The following is a 19,273-nucleotide window of genomic DNA, read 5'->3' as shown; positions in this document are numbered from 1 at the left end:
ACCCCGTGCACAAGGAGCGGGCAGGACTGGCCGGATTCTTAGCGCTCTTTTGGCAGGAAACCAGCCACTGACTCGGCAGGTAAACCCCGCCGAAACGGCCTACAAGTAGTCGATCACAGACAGACCCGAACCTGTGGCCACCGCCGCTGGCCGACGCCGCGGCCGAGACCGGGGCGACCATCCGGTCCATCCCCGCGCAGACCCCCATCAGGTACCCGGCCGGTAGGCCCAACGCCTGCTCGTAGGCCCGGAAGACCGGATCGGGGACCCGGACGGTGCCGGTCTCGTAGCGACTGATCGTGGGTGGGGCCAGGTGGCAGTCGTGAGCGGCCAGCGCGGTGGTGAATGCTGCGGCGCTGGCGTACCCGGCGGACAGCCGGTGGACCCGCAGGAGCCAGGCGATGCGAGCCCGGGCGTCGATCGTGCGGCCTCGCAACGGGGTGCGGTCTTCGGTCAGGCCCGCGGGTCGACCCATCGGCGACGCCCAACCCATCAGGTGACCCTCCCGCTCGCCGGCGCGCGACGAGGACCAGCACCGACCACGATCACGGCCCGCGCCCCGGCCGCCTCGCACGTCCAGGATGGCTGGTCTCATCCTGCCCAGTGGGGTTGTTCGGGCAGGACACCCCACCAGGCAATAAAGGCCTGCCCTGGCGGGTCGCCTGGTCCGCGCGAGCACAGCCCGCGGCCCGGGTCGACCAGGCATGCTATGCCCGGCCCCCCTTGGTCGTTCAGCCCGTCGGCGCCGTGTCTGGCAGGTTCGGGCCGTCGGGGGGTCTGTCGCGGATGGCGGGGCCGTGGTCGACCCACCAGCGCGCAGCATCGCGCATCGGCGCGGCGCCCGCGGCCGCGGTAATCAGGTCCGGGTGGGCCGACATCCCGGCGGCGTAAATCGCGCTGGGCGACGTCATCGGATCATTCAGGTGCCGGCGCAGACCGAACCAGGGCGGGACTCCCGTCCCGTGCGCCAGGGCCCGCAGCGCACCAGGATGAACCGCCGACAAGGGCCCGGCGAGCAGGTCGAGCAGGGCGGGTTGCTGGGCCGGCCCGGCCAGGTAGGGCAGGACCAGGCCCGCGGCGGCGACCGCGACCGGATCCGCGCTCGTTACCGTCAGGTCGAGCGCCGCATCCGCCAACACCGACCGGTAGGGGCTGGCACCCAGCACCACCAAGGCGCGGTGCCGGCGGGCGGGACAGGACCCGGTCAGGACCTCGTGCAGCAGCAGGGCAAGGATCGGGTCCTTCGCGCCGGCGGGGTCTGCGGCCGCACGGAGGTAGGTTGCCAGTCCGGCCCCCGAGAACCCCCGGTCGCACAGCGGCCGGGGATCCTGCCCGACCAGGCGGATCGCCTGCGCCCCCAGGCCAGGCAATACGCGGGAGGCGAGCATGACCGCCGGCGCGGCCTCCACCGGCTCGTATTGGCAGATGCGCAGGACGCCCCGCTCGAGCGTGGCGTTCTGCTCGGGAGTCAGCCGGCCGTGCGCGATCGGGGTCAGCAGGGCATGGGCGGCGCCGCGCCGGGCCCGGCCGTGTCCGCCGGCCACGGTGGCGATCAGTCGATCGATCAGCTCCGGGGTGGCGGCGGCACCAAGCACCCCGAGTGCCACCCGCAGTCCCGGCGCGCCGGGTGTCGCCACGTGCTCGAAGACCACGTCGACCACCGCGGCCCGAGTCTGCGGGTTGCGCACCAGGTGGCACAGTGCCTGCCTGCGGGTGGTGCGGGCGGACCGGACCGACCGGACCATCTCGGCCAGTAGCCGGCCGATCCAGCGACGCGCCCAGGTCGGTGGCAGCATCACCGGGTAAGACCCGTCGAGCAGCGTGGCCAGCATCAACCAGTCCGCACCGGTCGCCGTCCCGGCGGTGATGCGGGCGTCGACGTCCTCGAGTCGGTTGATCGTCTCGCCCCGAGACAGGTCAATAGCAGCCGGCAGCTGCCCGGTCAGGGTGTATCGCGCGCCCTCGCAGACGCTGGTCAGCTGACCAGGTGGTAGGCCCAGGACACGCTCGTAGGCCGCGATCAGCGCCTCGGACGCGCCCGTCTGACCCGACTCGCAGCAAGACACGGACCGGGCGTCAGCCCGGTACCCGGCCTCGGCAAGACGTGCCACGAAGGCGCTGGTGGGCGGACCGGGGTGCGCGGCGACACGGTGCGCGCGCAGCAGCCAGCCCACCCACACCTCCAGACCGGTCCCCCGTGCAGCGATCGGGGCCGGGCCCGCTGCCTGCCACTGCCGGTCACCGCTCACTGGTCTGGTGTCTTTTCTAGGATCATCTCAGCATGTCAAGGCCCTCAGCCGGCCCGGGCCGATGCCCGGCTCACAACGCGCCGAGGCGAAATCGCCCCTGAAACCTATCCAACATCGTGGTACTACTGGCCGGTTTGGGTATCTGCGTTTGGGTATCTGCGTCGGGCCGCGCCGCAAGCACAGTGACCGGGCCGCGATCCGCTTGCGGTGAGGAGTCCCCTCACCGCCGGTCAGGAGCGACCTCTCGGACGCGGAGAGCCACGTCTTGGGGTCAGCCGGGCAGGCCGGCAAGGATCTCGGCGGTCACCTGCGCCACCTTGCCCTCGCCTGTCGGACTCGTCTCCGCCACCGTGACCGGCGCGGGGCCGGGTCCGATGTAGCAGGACCCCAAGCGGCCCGCCCGCGACAGCCGAGCGATCAGCGCATCCTTGACGCTCTGCCGGTCCACATCCTCGTCGAGCCGGAAGGCCAGCACGGTCAGCGACTCCTGCCTGATGCCCGGGTATCCGCGCCCAACCCGGCCCACATCGGGATCCTCGTGATACAGGTGCAGCCACGTGCGCAGCACCGGCGCCATCCCGGTGGACCCCGACATAGACGACCGGCTCGCCGGGCTGCGACGTCGACCGCCAGACATACACCCACGACTCACCCATGTCGATCGTGCCCTCGCGTACCTCGATCGTGCGGGTTCGCATCCGTTCGACTCCTCCACCGGTAAGAAGGGCTGGCTCACCTCCCATCATTGCCCAAGCGGCGCACACGGGGAATGAGGTTCTCGCCAATGGCGGCCGTGACCGGCAGGGTGCTCCCCGGCACCACGGCTTCCGTGGCGCGCCAGGGGCCAGACCACCGGCAGACGACCCACCGCACGTCCGTCTCGCCGATGCCTCGAACGCCACCGCCACCCACCCGACTGTGCACAGACAAGCTGGCATCCCCGGGCTGGTTCGATCAGCGGCTACGGTCTTGCCGCCCCGACCCGAGGGCCCTCGCCACTGCGCCATCTCTGACCTGCCATCTCACCTCGAGACAGGGAGGGCGCAGGCTAGGCCACCGGTGGGCGTCGGGTGGCGCGGCGGCGCGGTGGGGTGATCCGCACTGCCTCAACCTGCTCGGGGGTCGCGATCCCGGGCAGCACGGCCTTCCAGAAGACGTGCAGGCGCCGGGTCATGTCCGACCGGGCGCTCAGCGCGGTCGAGGACAGCTGCAGACCCGTAATACATGAGGTGCACATCAAGGCCAGCTCTCGCGGTTTCCACCCCGGTTGCAGGTGCCCCATCGAGCGGGCCTGCTCGAAAACCTCCTCGGCCCGATCGGCCCACGCGTGGTACGCCGGTGCCCCGGCCGGCAAGAACGTGCCCTGCTCGATCGTCAGGCGCACACTGGCGCGCATCAGGACACTGTCCGCCAGCTCCTGGATAAACCCGTAACTGGTGTCGACGGCCACCTGCAGCGGGCTGTGAGCTCGCGGTTGTAGATGATCGAGCCAGGCCTGCTGCTCGGCGATGATGGCCTGGGCCAGCTCTTCCTTCGAACCGAAGTGGAAGTACAGCGCCCCCCGCGTCACGCCACCCTCGGCCAGGATGTCGCTGATACCACTGGCGGCATACCCCTCCCGTTCGAACACGGCCGCGGCAGCGAGCAGCACGGCATGACGGGTCGCGACTGCCCGGGCCTGACGCGGCATGGCCTACCTCCCTGATCGGCTAACTGATCCACCGTAACGAGACCCACCGGCCGGTGACGGATTACTGTGCGACGCGATCGGTGGGGAACAAACACCGGAGATATCCTCAAACCGACCGTTCGGGATGATGTCATGGCTAGGGTGAGCGAGGTGACCCTCACACCGAAGGACCGCGGGGATCGACCAGTCAGTGCCGGGTCAGCCGACGGCCTTCGGTTCGCGCCGGTCGTGGATCGTGATCTGGTCCACCGCGCCCGCAGCGCGGAGGTCTACATCACCGGCTACGCATCCACCCCGGGCGACCGGTTTACCGTGTGGGCTCGATGGCCACTTACCCATCCCCTGTACTGCCCCGGCGGGCGCTACCATCCGACGCTGCTCCTGGAAACGATGCGGCAGGCGGTCCTGACCGTCTGCCACGGGCTCCTGGAGGTGCCCTATGGCACGCGGTTCGTCATGTCCCGCATCACCGCCGACGGCCTGGACCGGCTACCCCGAGTCGGCCCTGACCCCACCCAGATCCGACTCGACCTGGCCCGCACCCCCGGCCCTGGCAAGAACCGCTCCGAGTGGCAGATGAGCATCCACGTCGGCGACCACACCACCCTGACCGGCGGGGGCGCCCTGGTCCTGCTGACCAGCTCGCAGTACGCGCGGATCCGCCGCGGGTACGCCGACCAGGTGCGAGCTGCCGCCCCCAGTCGGCCCATCCAGCACCAGCGGGTCGGGCGAGAACACCCCGGTGACGTCTGCCTCGCCGGACAACCCGGTGGGGGGTTCGGGCTGCACGTCGACCAGGACCACCCCATCTTCTACGACCACCCCCTAGACCACGTCCCCGGCGCGCTCCTGCTAGAAGCAGCCCTGCAGCGCGCCCACGCACACCACCCCTCGTTTCGTCCCGCGACCATCGAGACGCACTTCCACGCCTTCCTCGAACCCGACCAGGCCTGCACCGTCGACTGCACCCCCACACCAGAGCACCCCGGCCGCGGGCTGCTCATCAAGTTCCAGCAAGACAACCTGATCAAAACGACCGTTCGGCTCACCGCACCACAGGCAGGCGGCCACCTGCGGATCGTCCCGGTAGCGGCCCCGGTGGGGAGATTCCCTCCGGGCAGAGTGCCTGACTGGGGTGTACCCCAGAACGACAGACTTTGGTATTCGTGTACAGCCAGCCACGTGTCAGTTCCAGGAGTGGCCTGTCAGAAGTCGTCTGCACGCCGCTGGTAGGACGGGCGCCTGCGCTGATGGACTGCAAGACGATCCTTCGCAGGGCGTCGCGGCGAGGCCTCCGGTTCATGCTCATCCAGCACGCCGCTCAACAACTGGTTCCCTCGCGCCTGATCGCGTCTACGAACCAGACGGTTGATCATCCCGGTGCCCCAGCCCTCGGCGTCCGTCACTGGGCAGGTTCCACGACCACCCCGGGCAGAACTCAATGGCCCTTGACAATGCTGATCCAAGATCGCGCGGCCGATCCGTTCAGTACGAGACCAAAGCTCGGTGCATTGTCAAAGGAACAGTGTGGCGGATCCCGAAACGACCCCGGTTGTCGGTTGTGTGGTGCAAGATGACTCATGTGGAGGGTGGGAGCTGATGTGACGCTGCGTGCAGAGGTGTGGGGGAAGGCCCCGGAGCGGTTGGCGGACGGGCTGGCGCCGTACCCGCTGGTGGCACACCTGTTGGATACGTTGCTGGTGGCCGGTGTGCTGTGGGATACCTGGTTGTCGCCGCGGCTTCGTCGGCTGCTGGCGAAGGAGTTGTGCGGCGGGGATGAGGGCTGCGCGCGTGGGTGGGTTGTCCTGGCGGCTGGCCTGCATGATGTGGGGAAGGCGACGCCGGTCTTTCAGTTGCAGGCGGCCAGCCCGCGTGCCGGGGTAGACGCCTGGCGGCCGCTGATGGCCACCCGGCTGACCGAGGCGGGGCTGCCCGCGTGCGATGAGCTGGCGGTGCAGGCGCTGGCGACGTCGACCGGTCGGGTGGCTCGCCGGCATGAGTACCTCGGGTTGGTCGCGTTGAGCGGCCACGACCCCGTCGAGCTGCGTGGCTTGCGGCTGGGCACGGACTGGCTCGCCGCGGTGGCGGGAGGACACCACGGTCACTGGTACCTGCCCGCGCGTGACAGCGCGGCACCGTACCTGGCGGCCGGGATGTGCTCGGGTGGATGGGCGGACGTGCAGGCCGACCTGCGGGGGGTGGTCGCGGCGGCCGCTGGGTGCGACCTCGCGGAGACCCCGATTCTGGACCCGGCCCGGGCGGCCGTGGTGGTGACGTTGTTGACCGGGCTGACGATCCTGGCGGACTGGGTGGCTTCTTCCGACCTGGTGGTGCATGGGGGGTACCGGGTAATCGAGAAAGGGATCGACCCCTACTCCGGGGGGTGGCCGGCTGCCCGCGGCGACGCGCTGGTCACGGTGGTGGCCTCCACAGTCGGCTCGTATGTTCCCCCGGGCAACCCGCGGGCCACCGTGCTTGGCCGGCCGGTGGCCGGGCAGATGCGGTCGCTTCGCCCGCTGCAGGCGGACGCGCAGCGGATCGGTCCGGGCGCGTGGTTCGTGGCCTATCCCACCGGCGAGGGCAAGACCGAGGCGGCGTTGCTGCGGCACATGGCCGGCGACCCGGAGGGTCTGATCTTCGGGTTGCCGACCCGGGCGACCACGACCGCGATGCAGCAACGGTTGGGCTCGATCTTCGCCGGGACGGGCAACACTGTGCTGCTGTCGCACCAGTACGCGGCGGCGCATCGGGTCGAGTGCGCGTCCGAGTACGGGCTGGAGTGGTACTCCTCTTCGATCCGACGGCTGATCGCCCCCCTGGTGGCGGCCACCTGCGACCAGGTCCTGGTCGGGGCACTACGGCAACGGCACGCGGCGCTGCGCCTGCTGGCGTTGGCGAACCACCACGTGGTACTGGACGAGGTGCACACCTACGACCAGTACCAGTCGCACCTGTTGAAGGCGCTGATGGCGTGGTGGGGTGCGACCGGGACCCGGGTCACCCTGTTGTCTGCGACCATGCCGCAGTGGCAGCGGCGGCAGTTCGCGTCCGCGTACACGCGGGACGAGGCGACCTGCCCGGACGAGGCGGCCTACCCGGCGCACTGGGTGGTCACCGGCGAGGTGGGGCAGGTGGCGCAGCCGACGCTGTCGCAAGACCAGCCCGACCTACGGGTCGAGCTGGTCTCCTCCGATGAGGCGACCGACCGGCACGCAGCCTGGGCCAAGGACACCCACCAAGCGCATCCCGGGTGTCACATCGCGGTGATCCGCTCCACGGTGGACGACGCGGTCGACACCGCACGCCGGGTACAAAGCGCTCTACCGGGTGTGGCGGTGGTCTGTCTCCACTCACGGATGACCGTGGCGCACCGAGCCAGGGTGGAGGCTCAGCTGATCGACCGGCTAGGCCCGCGAGCGGCCCCGGGCCCGCCCCTGGTCGTGGTGGCCACCCAGGTCATCGAGGCCTCACTGGACCTGGACTTCGACCTGATGAGCAGCGACCTGACGCCCGCGGCGTCTTTGGTGCAGCGGGCCGGGCGGCTGTGGCGGTTTCGTGACGACACCCAGAGACGGGCCCGTTTCGGGGTGCTGCCGGACGGTCGGATGATGCACGTAGTCGTCAGGACTCGTGATGGGGTGATCACTGGCCGGGGGTCGCTGCCGTACTTCGCTTCCGAACTGGCCCGAGTCGCGCAGTGGTTGTCGGACACCCCCACGATCCAGGTCCCTGAGAATGTGCAGGCGTTCGTTGACCAGACGAGTCTTGATCTGGACCAGGTGTGTGCCGACCTGGTCAACGCTGAGGAGATCGCCGCCGCGTCCCGGCGGATCGAGTCCGCGACCTTGAACGTCAGCAACCTGCGGCAGCGTGTCGCTGCCCCGGAAAAGAGGTGCCGGTACGCGGATCTGAACGCGTTGACCGGCGGGCCCGAGGATGCGTGCAGCTTGCGCGACGAGGACCGGATGGGCACCCGGTTCGATGATGACCAGGTATCGGGCACCTACCTGTTGGTCGGCGAGCCGGCCGGGGTGCCGCTGCCGGTCGGCACGCTGGCGGCCACCGGTGATGCGGCGCGGGTGCGGCAGGCTCTTGATGCGATGGTCTCGGTGACCGGCGCCCGGTTGTGCGCAGCGCTGGATGAGGCGAGTGCGAGCACGGTGCCCACCGGGTGGCGCCCGCGTAGCCGGCTGCTGGCGCATGCCCGGCCGGTGCATGTCGACCAGCTGAGCGAGCACGGCCTGACCTACCACGAGCGGCTCGGACTGATCGCCGCCGACATCCTGACAGGAGCACCATGACCATGACGATGACCACGGCGACCAACATGGTTGACCTGGCGTGGGTTCCGGTGACCGGCGACGGCTTGGACACTGTGGTGTCGTTGCGGTCAGCGCTGCGGGACGCGCACCACTTTCAGGGGTTGGGCACCGGGCTGCTGCCGATCGAGCGGGAAGCGTTGCTGCGCTTCTTGGAGTCGCTGACCGCGGCGGTGCTACACGGCCTGGACCCCGACGAGGTCGCCGACGAACGGCGTATCCCGGCCGACGCGGTGGACCGGTTCTTCGGCACCTACCGGCACCTGTTTGACCTGGCAGACCCGGATCGGCCGTTCTTGCAGGAATGGCACACGCCAGCACCCGAACCAGCTGAGTTGGCCACCACTAAGTACAGCCCCGTGCGGCAGCTGCACCTGCGGGTGCCGGGTGGGTCCAGCGCCAGCTGGGGGGTCAGCCAGGAATCTCGTGATGCGAGCGACCCGGGGATGCTGACGATCTTGCTGATCGTTGCGTGGTTCCATGGCAAGCCCAGTAACGCGGCCGGGGCCAACTTCTACCGGCCCACCTCTGGGGCGAAACGCTCCCCGATCTCCGGTGCCCCGTCCGGGGCGCCACGTGACACGGTGTTCCACCTGGTCGGGCGCACCCTGGCCGAGACGCTGCTGCACAGCATCCCCCGTGCGTGGCTGGCCTCGGAGCAGGCGCCGGCCTGGCTGGATCAGGACGCGGAACCAACCCCGGTCGACTACGCGGCCACCGGCACACTATGGCGGTGCACCTGGACCGCCAACCGCCCCCGCATTGTCTGGACGGTCGACGGGTGCCCGGACCGGTACACGCTCGGGCTGACCCAGCGGCTCATCCCGCAGGTCGGAGACCTGGAGGGAAAATCCAGCAACGCGGACATCTGGAAGGCCAACGCCAAGGCCATGTCCCGGGGAGACTACTGCCGGCCGCTGCGGCAGGACCCGAAGAAACCGGGCGTCACCTACCCAGTGCACGCCCCGGTGAATCTCGGCACGGCCGAAGGGTACGAGCAGTGGTACCGCTCTAGCCTGTCCCAGGATCTGTCCTCCTGGGTCGATCATGAGCCGCGGGTGCTGGAGCCGCCCCAGGATGTGCGGGTGGGCTTCCACAACGAGGTCGGCGACCCCTACGGTAACCGGTCCCTGTCGGTGTGGAGCGTGGTGCCGTTGGCCCAACTGGCCGTGGCCGGCCAGCAGGCAGTCGCGCTGGGCATCGTCACCTCCCATGTCACCGGCCTGGTCAAGGCGGCCGGCGCAGCCGTGAAGAAGGGTTTCCTCACCTCGTCCCAGCCGCGTGTCGTCGGTGACATCCGGCGACTGATCTACGCGTCGCTGGACGAGCCGGTCCTGGCCGCGGTGACCGCCGCCGGTGAGGGGACCGTGGTGGACCAGGCCGGCATCCGCGAGGCGATGACCCGCCGGGCGGTGCGGGCCTTCATGGACGCGACCGAGCCCCTGCTGACCCCGGCCACCGGCGCGGCCGTGCACCGTTCTCGAGCCGCGTACGCCCGGCTCGCCCACCCAAAGAAGGAGACGCGGTCGTGACCGCACCAACGACACCGAACAGCCTGGGGGCCGCGTTGATCGGCCAGGTCCTCGCCCGACGCGACGACCCCGGCTCGGCCGGATGGTGCGCCTCCGTGCGGCGGGCCATCACCTCGGCGACCGAGGTGGCCGCCTACGGGTACACCGAGCCGCACCTACTGGGCCTGACCGGCTGGCAGGCCAAGGTCGGGGCCCGTCGCGCGGCCGCGATCTGCGCCGGCGCCACGGGGGTTAAGGCGGGCACCGGGTCGCTGGGCCGCAACCTGGCCGAGCTGCGGCGCAAGGCCACCGCGGACAGCGTCGACGCGAAGGTGAACATCTTGCCCATGCTGGACGTGGAAAACGCCGCGGGCCTGCTGGCCGGGCTGGTCACCCAGTGCGGGCACCACGGAGTCGGGGTCAACTTCTACGCGCTGGCCGACACCCTGGCTCGGTGGGGCGAGGGCCTGTCCCCCGCCTCCCAGCGCGCCCGCCAGCGGATCGTCGCCGACTACTACTCCGCACCCACCCCTGAGCACACCACGCAAGGAAGCGAAAACCTATGAGCACGAACCGTTTTATCACCGTCCATCTGCTGGTCACCCTGGGTCTGCACAACCTGAACCGTGACGGGAACGGGCTCCCCAAAAGCCAGTTCGACGGTGGAGTCCAGCGAGCCCGGCTGTCGAGCCAGTCCATCAAGCGTGGCGCCCGCCAGCTGTACCGCGACGCCGGCCATGATGAGTCGGTGCGGACTCGGCTCGGCGCGTTCGAGATCGCCCGGCGCGTGGCCGAGACCGCCGAACAGCGGGACGTGCCGATCGACCTGGACGCCGTGATCGACGTGGCCATCAAGGCCGTGCGGGCCCTGTACGCCGGGACCACGAACACGACCGCCCTGCAGGCGAACCGCACGAAGATCCGTGACCTGCTCAGGCTCACCCAGGGGCAGGACGCCCAGCAGGCGGCCGCCACGGCCGCGGCGGAACAGGACACGGACGAGCAGACCGCCGGGGCGGGCAAGGAGACGGCCACCAAGGACACCATCACCTTCATCTCCACCGCGGAGCTGGACGCGTGCGCCGAAGCCATCCTTGCCGCTCAGGACCACGGCGCCATACCCGAGATCGCGCTCGTGAAGGACTCCACCAGCGCCGCCTTGGACATCGCCGCCTTCGGTCGCATGTTCGCCGAACAGCCAGGCCTGGGCACGCACGCGGCTGTCTCGGTCTCGCACGCCACCACGGTGCACCGGATGCAGCTGATCACCGACTACTTCACCGCGGTAGAAGACGTCGCCAACACCGACCACGGCGCGGCACACATCGGCGAGAACTACTTCACCTCCGGCACCTACTACCGGTCCTTCACCATCGACATCGATCAGCTGCAGCGGTCCTGGTCCGCGTACGGCGGCCAGCACGCACCCGCGGTGCTTGCCGACCTGGTCCGGGCCCTGATCCTCGCCCTGCCAAGCGGCAAGGTCAACGGCACCAACGCCGGCGCCCTACCCGACCTTGTGCTGGCCGAGGTGCAAAACTTCCGGATCGCGTACGGCTTCGAGGAACCCGTCGAGGCCGGCGAGCACGGCGGGTACGCGGCAGCAGGCGTGGCCGCCTTGGCCGCGCAACGCCGCCGGGCCCTGGCCTTCGAGCCCGCCCTGTTCGGCGAGGCGGTCGTGACCGGCCGCACCCACGACGCGGACTTCGCCGCCACCGTCGTCGACGACTGCGACGCACTGGTCGACTTCGTCGTCGACAAGGCATTCCAGGGCCGCTGATGGACCTGGTCATCCGCCTCGCCTCGCCAATCCAGACCTGGGCGGCCTACCGGGTAGCCCACACCGATGTCGCGGCCACCCCGATCCCCACCAAGTCCGGCATCGCCGGGCTCCTCGCGGCCTGCATCGGCACACGGGACTACCTGAGCCTGCTGGACCAGTTCATCCTGCGCGTCCGGGTCGACCGCACCAACGCCGCGGACACCGACCTGCAGGTCGCGGTCCCGCCACGGCCCGGGCGCGACACCGACCAGTGGCACCGATCAGCGTCCCTGCACGCCGCCTGCCAGGCGATCGGCTCCGGAGGACAGCCCAAGCCCTACCGCGCCACCAAGATCAACATCACCGGCGGCACCAACCGGGTGCAGTACTCACCCAACCGGACCTTCATCCCGCACGCGGAATTCATCTGCCACCTGGGTGTCGAAGCCAACCTGGCAGCACAGCTGATCGAGGGCTTCCGGCGCCCGGTCTACACCCCATACCTCGGCCGCATGGCCAACCCCGCTTCCTTCCCGTTCTACCTGGGCGCCTGGCCAGGCGACGGAGATGTGCTGGCCGCCTTGCCATACGTGCTCCGGCACGACGAACTCCCAGACACTGACCCCCCGCGGGCGTTGCGCGTGCACACCGTGACCGGCGGTTACACCCAGCACCAGACCAGCCTGCAGCTAGTCACCCCGCCACGGGCCACCACCCGCGACGCCCAGCTCGGCTGGGCAAAGGAGCACCTGACCCGATGACCACCGCCACGACAACACCCCAGACCACCGCCCCCATCTGGGTGTCCTTCCCAGCGCACGCTCTGCCAGACGTGGACTGGACCGACCACGGCGCGGCCCACCGCGCCGTCATGCGACTGTTCAGCCCCCACCTGCCCGGCAGCCCACGCGCCCGCCGCGCAGCCGGCAGCATCCTGTACCGGATCGACCTGCAACCCGATAACACCCCCGTCGTCCTCGTCCAGTCACAACACCCCGTGCAACTGCTCCCACCCGCCGCGCGGGCCCTGACCGTCCCCCAAGCGCGATGGGACCTGCGCGACGGGCAGCAGGTGATGCTCCGGGTCGCGGTCAACCCGCTCACCCGCCGCACTGTCAAGCACGACAACGGCAGCCGACACGAAGCCGTCCAGATCCTCCTCCCCGATCAGGTGCCACCCTGGCTCGAAGGCAAGCTCACCCCAGGAGTCCAGATCCGCACCGTCCTCAACCAGGTACGCACCACCACCAGGACCCGCCGCGGACCAGCAGCCGGTAGCACCCCACCGCAGATCGTCGTGGAAACCATCGACGCGATCGGCGTGGTCACCGATGCCACGCAGTTCGCGCGGATGCGGCGTGAGGGGGTCGGCCGCGCCAAGGCCTACGGGTGCGGTCTGCTAACCGCGGTGGCCGCGTCGTGACCGATAAGATCACGCCGGTCCGACTCACCCGACCCAGTGCCCTGCTACTGAGCCGGGTGGACGAACGACTGTCCTTCCTGTACCTGGACCGGTGCGCCGTGCATCAAGACGACAACGGCACAGTCGCCGTCGTGCAAACCGACCAGGGCCGCCGCTCAACCCAAATCCCCGTCGCCACCTTGACCTGTCTACTGCTCGGCCCGGGCACATCGATCACCCAGCAAGCCATGGCCTCACTATCCCGGGTCGGATGCGGGGTAAGTTTCGTCGGGGCCGGTGCGATCCGCTCCTACGGAGCGTTCCTGTCCCCCTACGCCCCCACCGACCGGCTCCAGCAGCAGGCCAAGATGGCCACCGACCCGCAGCTACGCGTCGAAACCGCCCGCCGCATGTACGTCAAACGCTTCCCCGGTACCTCCTCAGCTACCTTCGCCGACGGCACCATCGAACAGCTACGCGGCATCGAGGGAATCCGGATGCGCGGCGTATACCAACAACACGCCAAGAAACAACGCCTGCGCGGATGGCGCCGCAACACCGGAACCATTCCCCACGACGGGCCACCCGATAATGTCAACCGTGCACTCAACAGCGCCAACTCGGCGCTCTACGGAGTGGTCAACGCCGTCGTGCTCGCGCTCGGCCTGTCCCCCGGCCTGGGCGTCATCCACACCGGCAACCGGCAATCCTTCACCCTCGACATCGCCGACCTCTACAAGACAAACGTGACCATCCCCCTCGCGTTCAGCCTCCACCAAGACACCGACGCGGAGACCACCATCCTGCGCAAGCTGCGAGACGGTCTGCGACTGGTGCGGATGCTCCCACAGATCATCACCGACATCGATGAGGTACTCGGCCTGCCCGTCACCCACGACCCCGACGAGTGGGATATCGACAGCCTTCGACTATGGGGACCACGAGGTGAAGTCGAGGGCAACTGGTCCCACGCCGAATGGACCAGCTGATGACCCTGACCGTCATCGTCACCGAACGCCTCAGCCCAGGCCTGCGCGGAGTGATCTCCAAATGGCTGATCGAGGTCAACCCCGGAACCTACATCGGATCCCTGTCCGCGCGCGTCCGAACCGAGCTCTGGGAGGAAGTGTCAAACTGGGTCATCAGCAACGACCTGGGCTACGCCCTGCTGATCCACCCCGACAACACCGAACAGGGATACACCATGCAGTCCTGGGGAACAAGTACCTACCAGATCACCGACCACCACGGGCTCACACTCATCAACAGGCAGCACGAACCAAGCCCAATCAGGCCAGAATCCGATCACATCGACCCTGGATGGTGATAGCCACCCCAAAATACCAGGCCACGCAGAGCGATCCCCGCGCGAGCGGGGGTGATTCCGTACTACTACCGGGTCAGTGCTGTGATCAACCGCGATCCCCGCGCGAGCGGGGGTGATTCCTTCATACAGGCCGGTCACGGGAATTGTGAGTGGCGATCCCCGCGCGAGCGGGGGTGATTCCCCATCCGGTCATCACGAGATAATCGAAGTGTTGCGATCCCCGCGCGAGCGGGGGTGATTCCGATGAGGTAAAGGGTTCAGGGGTGTGATGTGGGCGATCCCCGCGCGAGCGGGGGTGATTCCTGCACGTTGGCGGTGCGTGCACCGAAGTACGTGCGATCCCCGCGCGAGCGGGGGTGATTCCATTTACGGACGGCCGGTCCAGTCATGACCACCGCGATCCCCGCGCGAGCGGGGGTGATTCCTTGTAACTCATGCTTCCTCCGTGGTGGAACAAGCGATCCCCGCGCGAGCGGGGGTGATTCCTATATTCTTTTTATCCCGCAACCTGGAGTGAGGCGATCCCCGCGCGAGCGGGGGTGATTCCTGCTGACCCAGCACCCATAGAGGCCTCCGATCGCGATCCCCGCGCGAGCGGGGGTGATTCCGTCCCGGATGGATTCACCCGGGTTCAGGGTGAGCGATCCCCGCGCGAGCGGGGGTGATTCCACATTCACGGTCCCGGTGATCGATGCCTCATCGCGATCCCCGCGCGAGCGGGGGTGATTCCCTCACACCCACTTCCGCTAGCGGAAGCGGGTCGCGATCCCCGCGCGAGCGGGGGTGATTCCACGCTGCCGCTGGCGCCCTTGAGCATCAGGTCGCGATCCCCGCGCGAGCGGGGGTGATTCCCCGTCACGGAACGCTTTCCGTTGCGCGTCAGGGCGATCCCCGCGCGAGCGGGGGTGATTCCGTCGAGCAACCGTTCCCGTATAGCGTGCAGGTGCGATCCCCGCGCGAGCGGGGGTGATTCCGTGGTAACGCACGACCTTCACCGGGCCGTGGCGCGATCCCCGCGCGAGCGGGGGTGATTCCGTAATAGGCGGCCGCGTCACCCGAACTGAACAGCGATCCCCGCGCGAGCGGGGGTGATTCCCCGCGAAGTCCACTGGGAACGAGACGGAGACAGCGATCCCCGCGCGAGCGGGGGTGATTCCGCCCATGCCGCCCTCACGTGCGCGGCCGTGTCGCGATCCCCGCGCGAGCGGGGGTGATTCCGTGTACGCGCTGGCGTTGCTGCCCTTGTTGATGCGATCCCCGCGCGAGCGGGGGTGATTCCGTGTTCGCTGGCCAGTACTTCACCGAATGGGAGCGATCCCCGCGCGAGCGGGGGTGATTCCAGGGCGCCCCCGGACAGGTCCGGTATCGCCGGGCGATCCCCGCGCGAGCGGGGGTGATTCCTCACCGCGCGGTGGGGTGTACGGCGTCTCCCCGCGATCCCCGCGCGAGCGGGGGTGATTCCCGGGTCCGGGCCGCGCTCGGCGAGATCGAAGAGCGATCCCCGCGCGAGCGGGGGTGATTCCACCATGCCCAAGCGGCACATTCTGCCCGTTGTGCGATCCCCGCGCGAGCGGGGGTGATTCCTACTCCCGGGCTCTATCCATGCCCGCGATGGTGCGATCCCCGCGCGAGCGGGGGTGATTCCATGCAGGCGTTTTCGAAAGCGAATGTGGATTCGCGATCCCCGCGCGAGCGGGGGTGATTCCTTCTCGGCGGACGTGTGCGGGATTGATCTTTTGCGATCCCCGCGCGAGCGGGGGTGATTCCGGCCACAACGTCCTCTACCTCGACTTCGAAGAGCGATCCCCGCGCGAGCGGGGGTGATTCCCTCGCCCGCGATTGGGTCGTCCCTGGAATCGTGCGATCCCCGCGCGAGCGGGGGTGATTCCACCGTCGAGCGCCGAGACCCCGATGAGTAGGAGCGATCCCCGCGCGAGCGGGGGTGATTCCATCTTGCACCTGCCACTGATACGTGGTCCCGTGCGATCCCCGCGCGAGCGGGGGTGATTCCTTGCAGGAGTGGCCGGGTCTGTTCCTCGATCTGCGATCCCCGCGCGAGCGGGGGTGATTCCTTCCAGCCGCTCACCGTGTCGGGCTTGACGCCGCGATCCCCGCGCGAGCGGGGGTGATTCCATCCTGTGGTCTCCGCCTCCGAGTGCGCCGCCGCGATCCCCGCGCGAGCGGGGGTGATTCCTTGGCCACTCGGCTCGGCTGGGATGATGAGGGGCGATCCCCGCGCGAGCGGGGGTGATTCCGCAATGGTCGCCGGGAGGATCACCAGCGGACGGCGATCCCCGCGCGAGCGGGGGTGATTCCCTGACCCGCAAGCCCACCATCCACTGGCTGAGGCGATCCCCGCGCGAGCGGGGGTGATTCCGACCCGTACGGGTACTGGCCGTTGGACGAATCGCGATCCCCGCGCGAGCGGGGGTGATTCCCTACCAGCGCAAGGATGGCCGGTGGGTCTACGGCGATCCCCGCGCGAGCGGGGGTGATTCCGCGTGGCTAGGTGCGCGTGAGCAGTTCATCCAGCGATCCCCGCGCGAGCGGGGGTGATTCCATGCATGATGTGCTCGCCGGTCCCGGGCAGGAGCGATCCCCGCGCGAGCGGGGGTGATTCCGCGGAACGCGCCAGCGGAGCGGGTCTTCTTGAGCGATCCCCGCGCGAGCGGGGGTGATTCCGGCAAGAAGAAGATCAGCATCATGACTGCCGCGCGATCCCCGCGCGAGCGGGGGTGATTCCTGATCCCCGCACGCTCAGCCAACTCCCGTTGAGCGATCCCCGCGCGAGCGGGGGTGATTCCGGTCACGTCGTGGATGTACGCCCCGTCCGAGGGCGATCCCCGCGCGAGCGGGGGTGATTCCAAGCTCGTGATTATCCAGTCGGACCTGGTCTTGCGATCCCCGCGCGAGCGGGGGTGATTCCTCGTACGTGGTGCCGAGCCGGTAGTTGATCCCGCGATCCCCGCGCGAGCGGGGGTGATTCCAATCGGCGAAGCCAGCGACGCCAGGTTGTAGTGCGATCCCCGCGCGAGCGGGGGTGATTCCGCTCGCGCCAGTGCCCGTGAGGGCCGAAGGCAGCGATCCCCGCGCGAGCGGGGATGATTCCCGTGATGGAAGTGTAAGAGCCCGACACTCGCTGCGATCCCCGCGCGAGCGGGGGTGATTCCATCACGGGTGAATCCGTCGACGCCGCCGACGAGCGATCCCCGCGCGAGCGGGGGTGATTCCTTCGCCATGCGCCGCACCTCGTCCGGGTCGCGGCGATCCCCGCGCGAGCGGGGGTGATTCCGTCACGGACCTCGATGCCGGTGACGTCGTGAAGCGATCCCCGCGCGAGCGGGGGTGATTCCTCGCAGCGGGGCTCGTGAGTAGCCGGGCATCCGCGATCCCCGCGCGAGCGGGGGTGATTCCCAACTCCTTGAAACGAGAGAACCATGAAACGCGCGTGTCGACGACGCTTGAAAATGAGGCCATAACGACGGGCGAAAACGAGGCCACCCAGACAGATTGGATGGGTGATCTCAGTGGAGGATTGGGCTTTGATCCGGCGGATGGTTGCGGACGGTGTTCCGCGGCGCCAAGTCGCTCGGGATCTGGGTATCGGTAGGTCGACGGTCGAGCGGGCGTTGGCATCGGACCTGCCGCCGAAGTACGAGCGGGCGGCGGTGCCTTCGTCGTTCGCACCGTTCGAGCCGTTGGTGCGGCAACTCTTGATCGCGACGCCGGATATGCCGGCGACAGTGATCGCGGAGCGGGTCGGCTGGACAGGATCGATCAGCTGGTTCCGCGAGCACGTGCGGCGGTTGCGTCCGCAGCATTGGCCGGTCGACCCCTCGGACCGGTTGACGTGGCTGGCGGGTGATGCGGCGCAGTGCGACTTGTGGTTCCCGCCGAAGAAGATCCCCCTGGAGGACGGCAGCGCGTCGCTGCTGCCGGTCATGGTGATCACGGCCGCGCACTCACGGTTCATGGTCGGGGCGATGATCCCGACCAGGCATACCGCTGACCTGTTGCTGGGGATGTGGGAGTTGCTACAGCGACTCGGTGCGGTTCCTCGCCGCCTGATCTGGGACAACGAGTCCGGTATCGGCCGCGGGAAACGCCATGCCGAAGGAGTGGGAGCGTTCACCGGCACCCTGGCCACCACGCTGCAACGGTTGAAGCCGTATGACCCTGAGTCAAAGGGCATCGTGGAACGACGGAACGGGTTCTTCGAGACCTCCTTCATGCCCGGACGTGACTTCGAGTCGCCGGCCGACTTCAACACTCAGTTCGCCGACTGGCTGGTGATCGCGAACTCGCGGGTGGTGCGCACCATCAAGACCAAGCCGCTCGACCTACTCGACGCCGATCGAGCTGCGATGTTGCCGCTGCCACCGGTGGCCCCGGCGGTGGGGTGGGTCAACCGGGTCCGGTTGGGACGTGACTACTACATCCGCCTCGACAGCTCGGACTACTCCGTCGACCCGGCGATGATCGGCCGGTTCGTTGACGTGAGCGCTGACCTGTCCCGGGTCGAGGTGCGCCACCAGGGGCGTCTGGTCGCCGGCCACGACCGTGTCTGGGCCCGCGGCATGACCATCACCGACCCCGCCCACGTCGCCGCAGCGAAGGTGCTGCGCGAGCAGTTCCAGCAACCCCGGCCAGCCATCGATCCGGGCGAAGGCCTGGCTCGTGATCTGGCCGACTATGACCGCGCATTCGGCCTCACCGACAACCTCACCGACGGACAGGTGGCCTGATGGCAGCCAAGGCCAAGAGCGACGCGACTGAGGCGCTCAAGCAGCTGACCTACCTGGCCTCAGCGTTGAAAGCACCACGGATCACCGAAGCAGCAGCCCGGTTGGCCGATCATGCCCGTGACGCTGGCTGGACTCACGAGGAGTACTTAGCCTCGATCCGTGGAGTGATCGGCAGGATCGGCTCTTTGACGGTGCCGGGGCTGCTCACGGTGGGCGGGTGGCTGCGGGGCGTTCGGTATCTGCTGGTCTGCCCAGCGTTTCCACGAGT

At 68.9% G+C, this 19,273-nt stretch carries 14 protein-coding genes, 1 pseudogene and 1 CRISPR repeat array; of the genes and pseudogenes, 11 read left to right on the top strand and 4 right to left on the bottom strand.

Annotated elements, in window-relative coordinates:
• From FGL98_RS23225 to FGL98_RS23210, 4 genes are all read right to left on the bottom strand, one after another.
• The coding region (locus tag FGL98_RS23225; RefSeq protein WP_146320990.1) for a helix-turn-helix domain-containing protein at positions 1-595 on the bottom strand (595 nt) is incomplete at its 3' end.
• A gap of 136 nt (positions 596-731) precedes the next feature.
• Complete coding sequence (locus FGL98_RS23220; protein WP_146320988.1) at positions 732-2,249, bottom strand: hypothetical protein; 1,518 nt, start codon at positions 2,247-2,249, stop codon at positions 732-734.
• 271 nt (positions 2,250-2,520) lie between these two features.
• Positions 2,521-2,844, bottom strand: a complete 324-nt coding sequence (locus tag FGL98_RS23215; RefSeq protein WP_146320986.1) for a hypothetical protein — start codon at positions 2,842-2,844, stop codon at positions 2,521-2,523.
• A gap of 453 nt (positions 2,845-3,297) precedes the next feature.
• Entirely contained in the window at positions 3,298-3,939 is a 642-nt protein-coding gene (locus tag FGL98_RS23210; RefSeq protein WP_146320985.1) for a ScbR family autoregulator-binding transcription factor, read from the bottom strand.
• 150 nt (positions 3,940-4,089) lie between these two features.
• Here FGL98_RS23210 and FGL98_RS23205 point away from each other — a divergent pair, with 150 nt between their 5' ends.
• From FGL98_RS23205 to FGL98_RS25970, 11 genes and pseudogenes are all read left to right on the top strand, one after another.
• Positions 4,090-5,172, top strand: a complete 1,083-nt coding sequence (locus FGL98_RS23205) for a ScbA/BarX family gamma-butyrolactone biosynthesis protein (RefSeq protein ID WP_186526347.1) — start codon at positions 4,090-4,092, stop codon at positions 5,170-5,172.
• 368 nt (positions 5,173-5,540) lie between these two features.
• Positions 5,541-8,240 carry a CRISPR-associated helicase Cas3' gene (gene cas3, locus FGL98_RS23200; RefSeq protein ID WP_186526346.1) on the top strand — a complete coding sequence of 900 codons (2,700 nt, stop codon included), beginning with the start codon at positions 5,541-5,543 and terminating at the stop codon, positions 8,238-8,240.
• Positions 8,237-9,790: a type I-E CRISPR-associated protein Cse1/CasA gene (locus FGL98_RS23195; protein ID WP_146320981.1), complete on the top strand. Its 1,554-nt coding sequence runs from the start codon at positions 8,237-8,239 to the stop codon at positions 9,788-9,790. The genes cas3 and FGL98_RS23195 overlap by 4 nt, the downstream gene beginning before the upstream one ends.
• Positions 9,787-10,335: a type I-E CRISPR-associated protein Cse2/CasB gene (gene casB, locus FGL98_RS23190; RefSeq protein ID WP_146320979.1), complete on the top strand. Its 549-nt coding sequence runs from the start codon at positions 9,787-9,789 to the stop codon at positions 10,333-10,335. The genes FGL98_RS23195 and casB overlap by 4 nt, the downstream gene beginning before the upstream one ends.
• Positions 10,332-11,549, top strand: coding sequence for a type I-E CRISPR-associated protein Cas7/Cse4/CasC (gene cas7e, locus FGL98_RS23185; protein ID WP_146320977.1), 1,218 nt, complete (start codon positions 10,332-10,334; stop codon positions 11,547-11,549). Before casB ends, cas7e begins: the two co-directional genes overlap by 4 nt.
• The gene (locus tag FGL98_RS23180) at positions 11,549-12,292 is read left to right on the top strand and encodes a CRISPR-associated protein Cas5 (protein WP_146320975.1); all 744 of its coding nucleotides are present in this window, start codon (positions 11,549-11,551) and stop codon (positions 12,290-12,292) included. Before cas7e ends, FGL98_RS23180 begins: the two co-directional genes overlap by 1 nt.
• The gene (locus tag FGL98_RS23175) at positions 12,289-12,954 is read left to right on the top strand and encodes a type I-E CRISPR-associated protein Cas6/Cse3/CasE (RefSeq protein WP_146320973.1); all 666 of its coding nucleotides are present in this window, start codon (positions 12,289-12,291) and stop codon (positions 12,952-12,954) included. Before FGL98_RS23180 ends, FGL98_RS23175 begins: the two co-directional genes overlap by 4 nt.
• Positions 12,951-13,922, top strand: a complete 972-nt coding sequence (cas1e, locus tag FGL98_RS23170; RefSeq protein WP_186526345.1) for a type I-E CRISPR-associated endonuclease Cas1e — start codon at positions 12,951-12,953, stop codon at positions 13,920-13,922. Before FGL98_RS23175 ends, cas1e begins: the two co-directional genes overlap by 4 nt.
• Entirely contained in the window at positions 13,922-14,260 is a 339-nt protein-coding gene (cas2e, locus tag FGL98_RS23165) for a type I-E CRISPR-associated endoribonuclease Cas2e (protein ID WP_146320969.1), read from the top strand. Before cas1e ends, cas2e begins: the two co-directional genes overlap by 1 nt.
• Positions 14,261-14,290: 30 nt before the next feature.
• A CRISPR array of direct repeats spans positions 14,291-17,674; the repeat unit is 29 nt; unit sequence GCGATCCCCGCGCGAGCGGGGGTGATTCC.
• 104 nt (positions 17,675-17,778) lie between these two features.
• Positions 17,779-19,005: an IS21 family transposase gene (gene istA, locus FGL98_RS23160; protein ID WP_146320967.1), complete on the top strand. Its 1,227-nt coding sequence runs from the start codon at positions 17,779-17,781 to the stop codon at positions 19,003-19,005.
• Positions 19,005-19,273, top strand: a pseudogene (locus FGL98_RS25970) (hypothetical protein); the annotation flags it as partial. The gene istA and the pseudogene FGL98_RS25970, both read left to right, overlap by 1 nt.

The sequence above is a fragment of the Leekyejoonella antrihumi genome (assembly GCF_007845645.1).
Lineage (GTDB): Bacteria > Actinomycetota > Actinomycetes > Actinomycetales > Dermatophilaceae > Leekyejoonella > Leekyejoonella antrihumi.
Note: the sequence above shows the minus strand (reverse complement) of the source record. Positions and strands in the feature narration are given on the sequence as shown.

Excerpts from the sequence above, each read along its gene's own strand:
- FGL98_RS23210 (WP_146320985.1), bottom strand. The coding sequence starts at position 3,939 with ATGCCGCGTCAGGCCCGGGCAGTCGCGACCCGTCATGCCGTGCTGCTC.
- FGL98_RS23215 (WP_146320986.1), bottom strand. The coding sequence starts at position 2,844 with ATGTCGGGGTCCACCGGGATGGCGCCGGTGCTGCGCACGTGGCTGCAC.
- FGL98_RS23175 (WP_146320973.1), top strand. The coding sequence starts at position 12,289 with ATGACCACCGCCACGACAACACCCCAGACCACCGCCCCCATCTGGGTG.
- cas7e (WP_146320977.1), top strand. The coding sequence starts at position 10,332 with ATGAGCACGAACCGTTTTATCACCGTCCATCTGCTGGTCACCCTGGGT.
- FGL98_RS23180 (WP_146320975.1), top strand. The coding sequence starts at position 11,549 with ATGGACCTGGTCATCCGCCTCGCCTCGCCAATCCAGACCTGGGCGGCC.
- cas2e (WP_146320969.1), top strand. The coding sequence starts at position 13,922 with ATGACCCTGACCGTCATCGTCACCGAACGCCTCAGCCCAGGCCTGCGC.
- FGL98_RS23195 (WP_146320981.1), top strand. The coding sequence starts at position 8,237 with ATGACCATGACGATGACCACGGCGACCAACATGGTTGACCTGGCGTGG.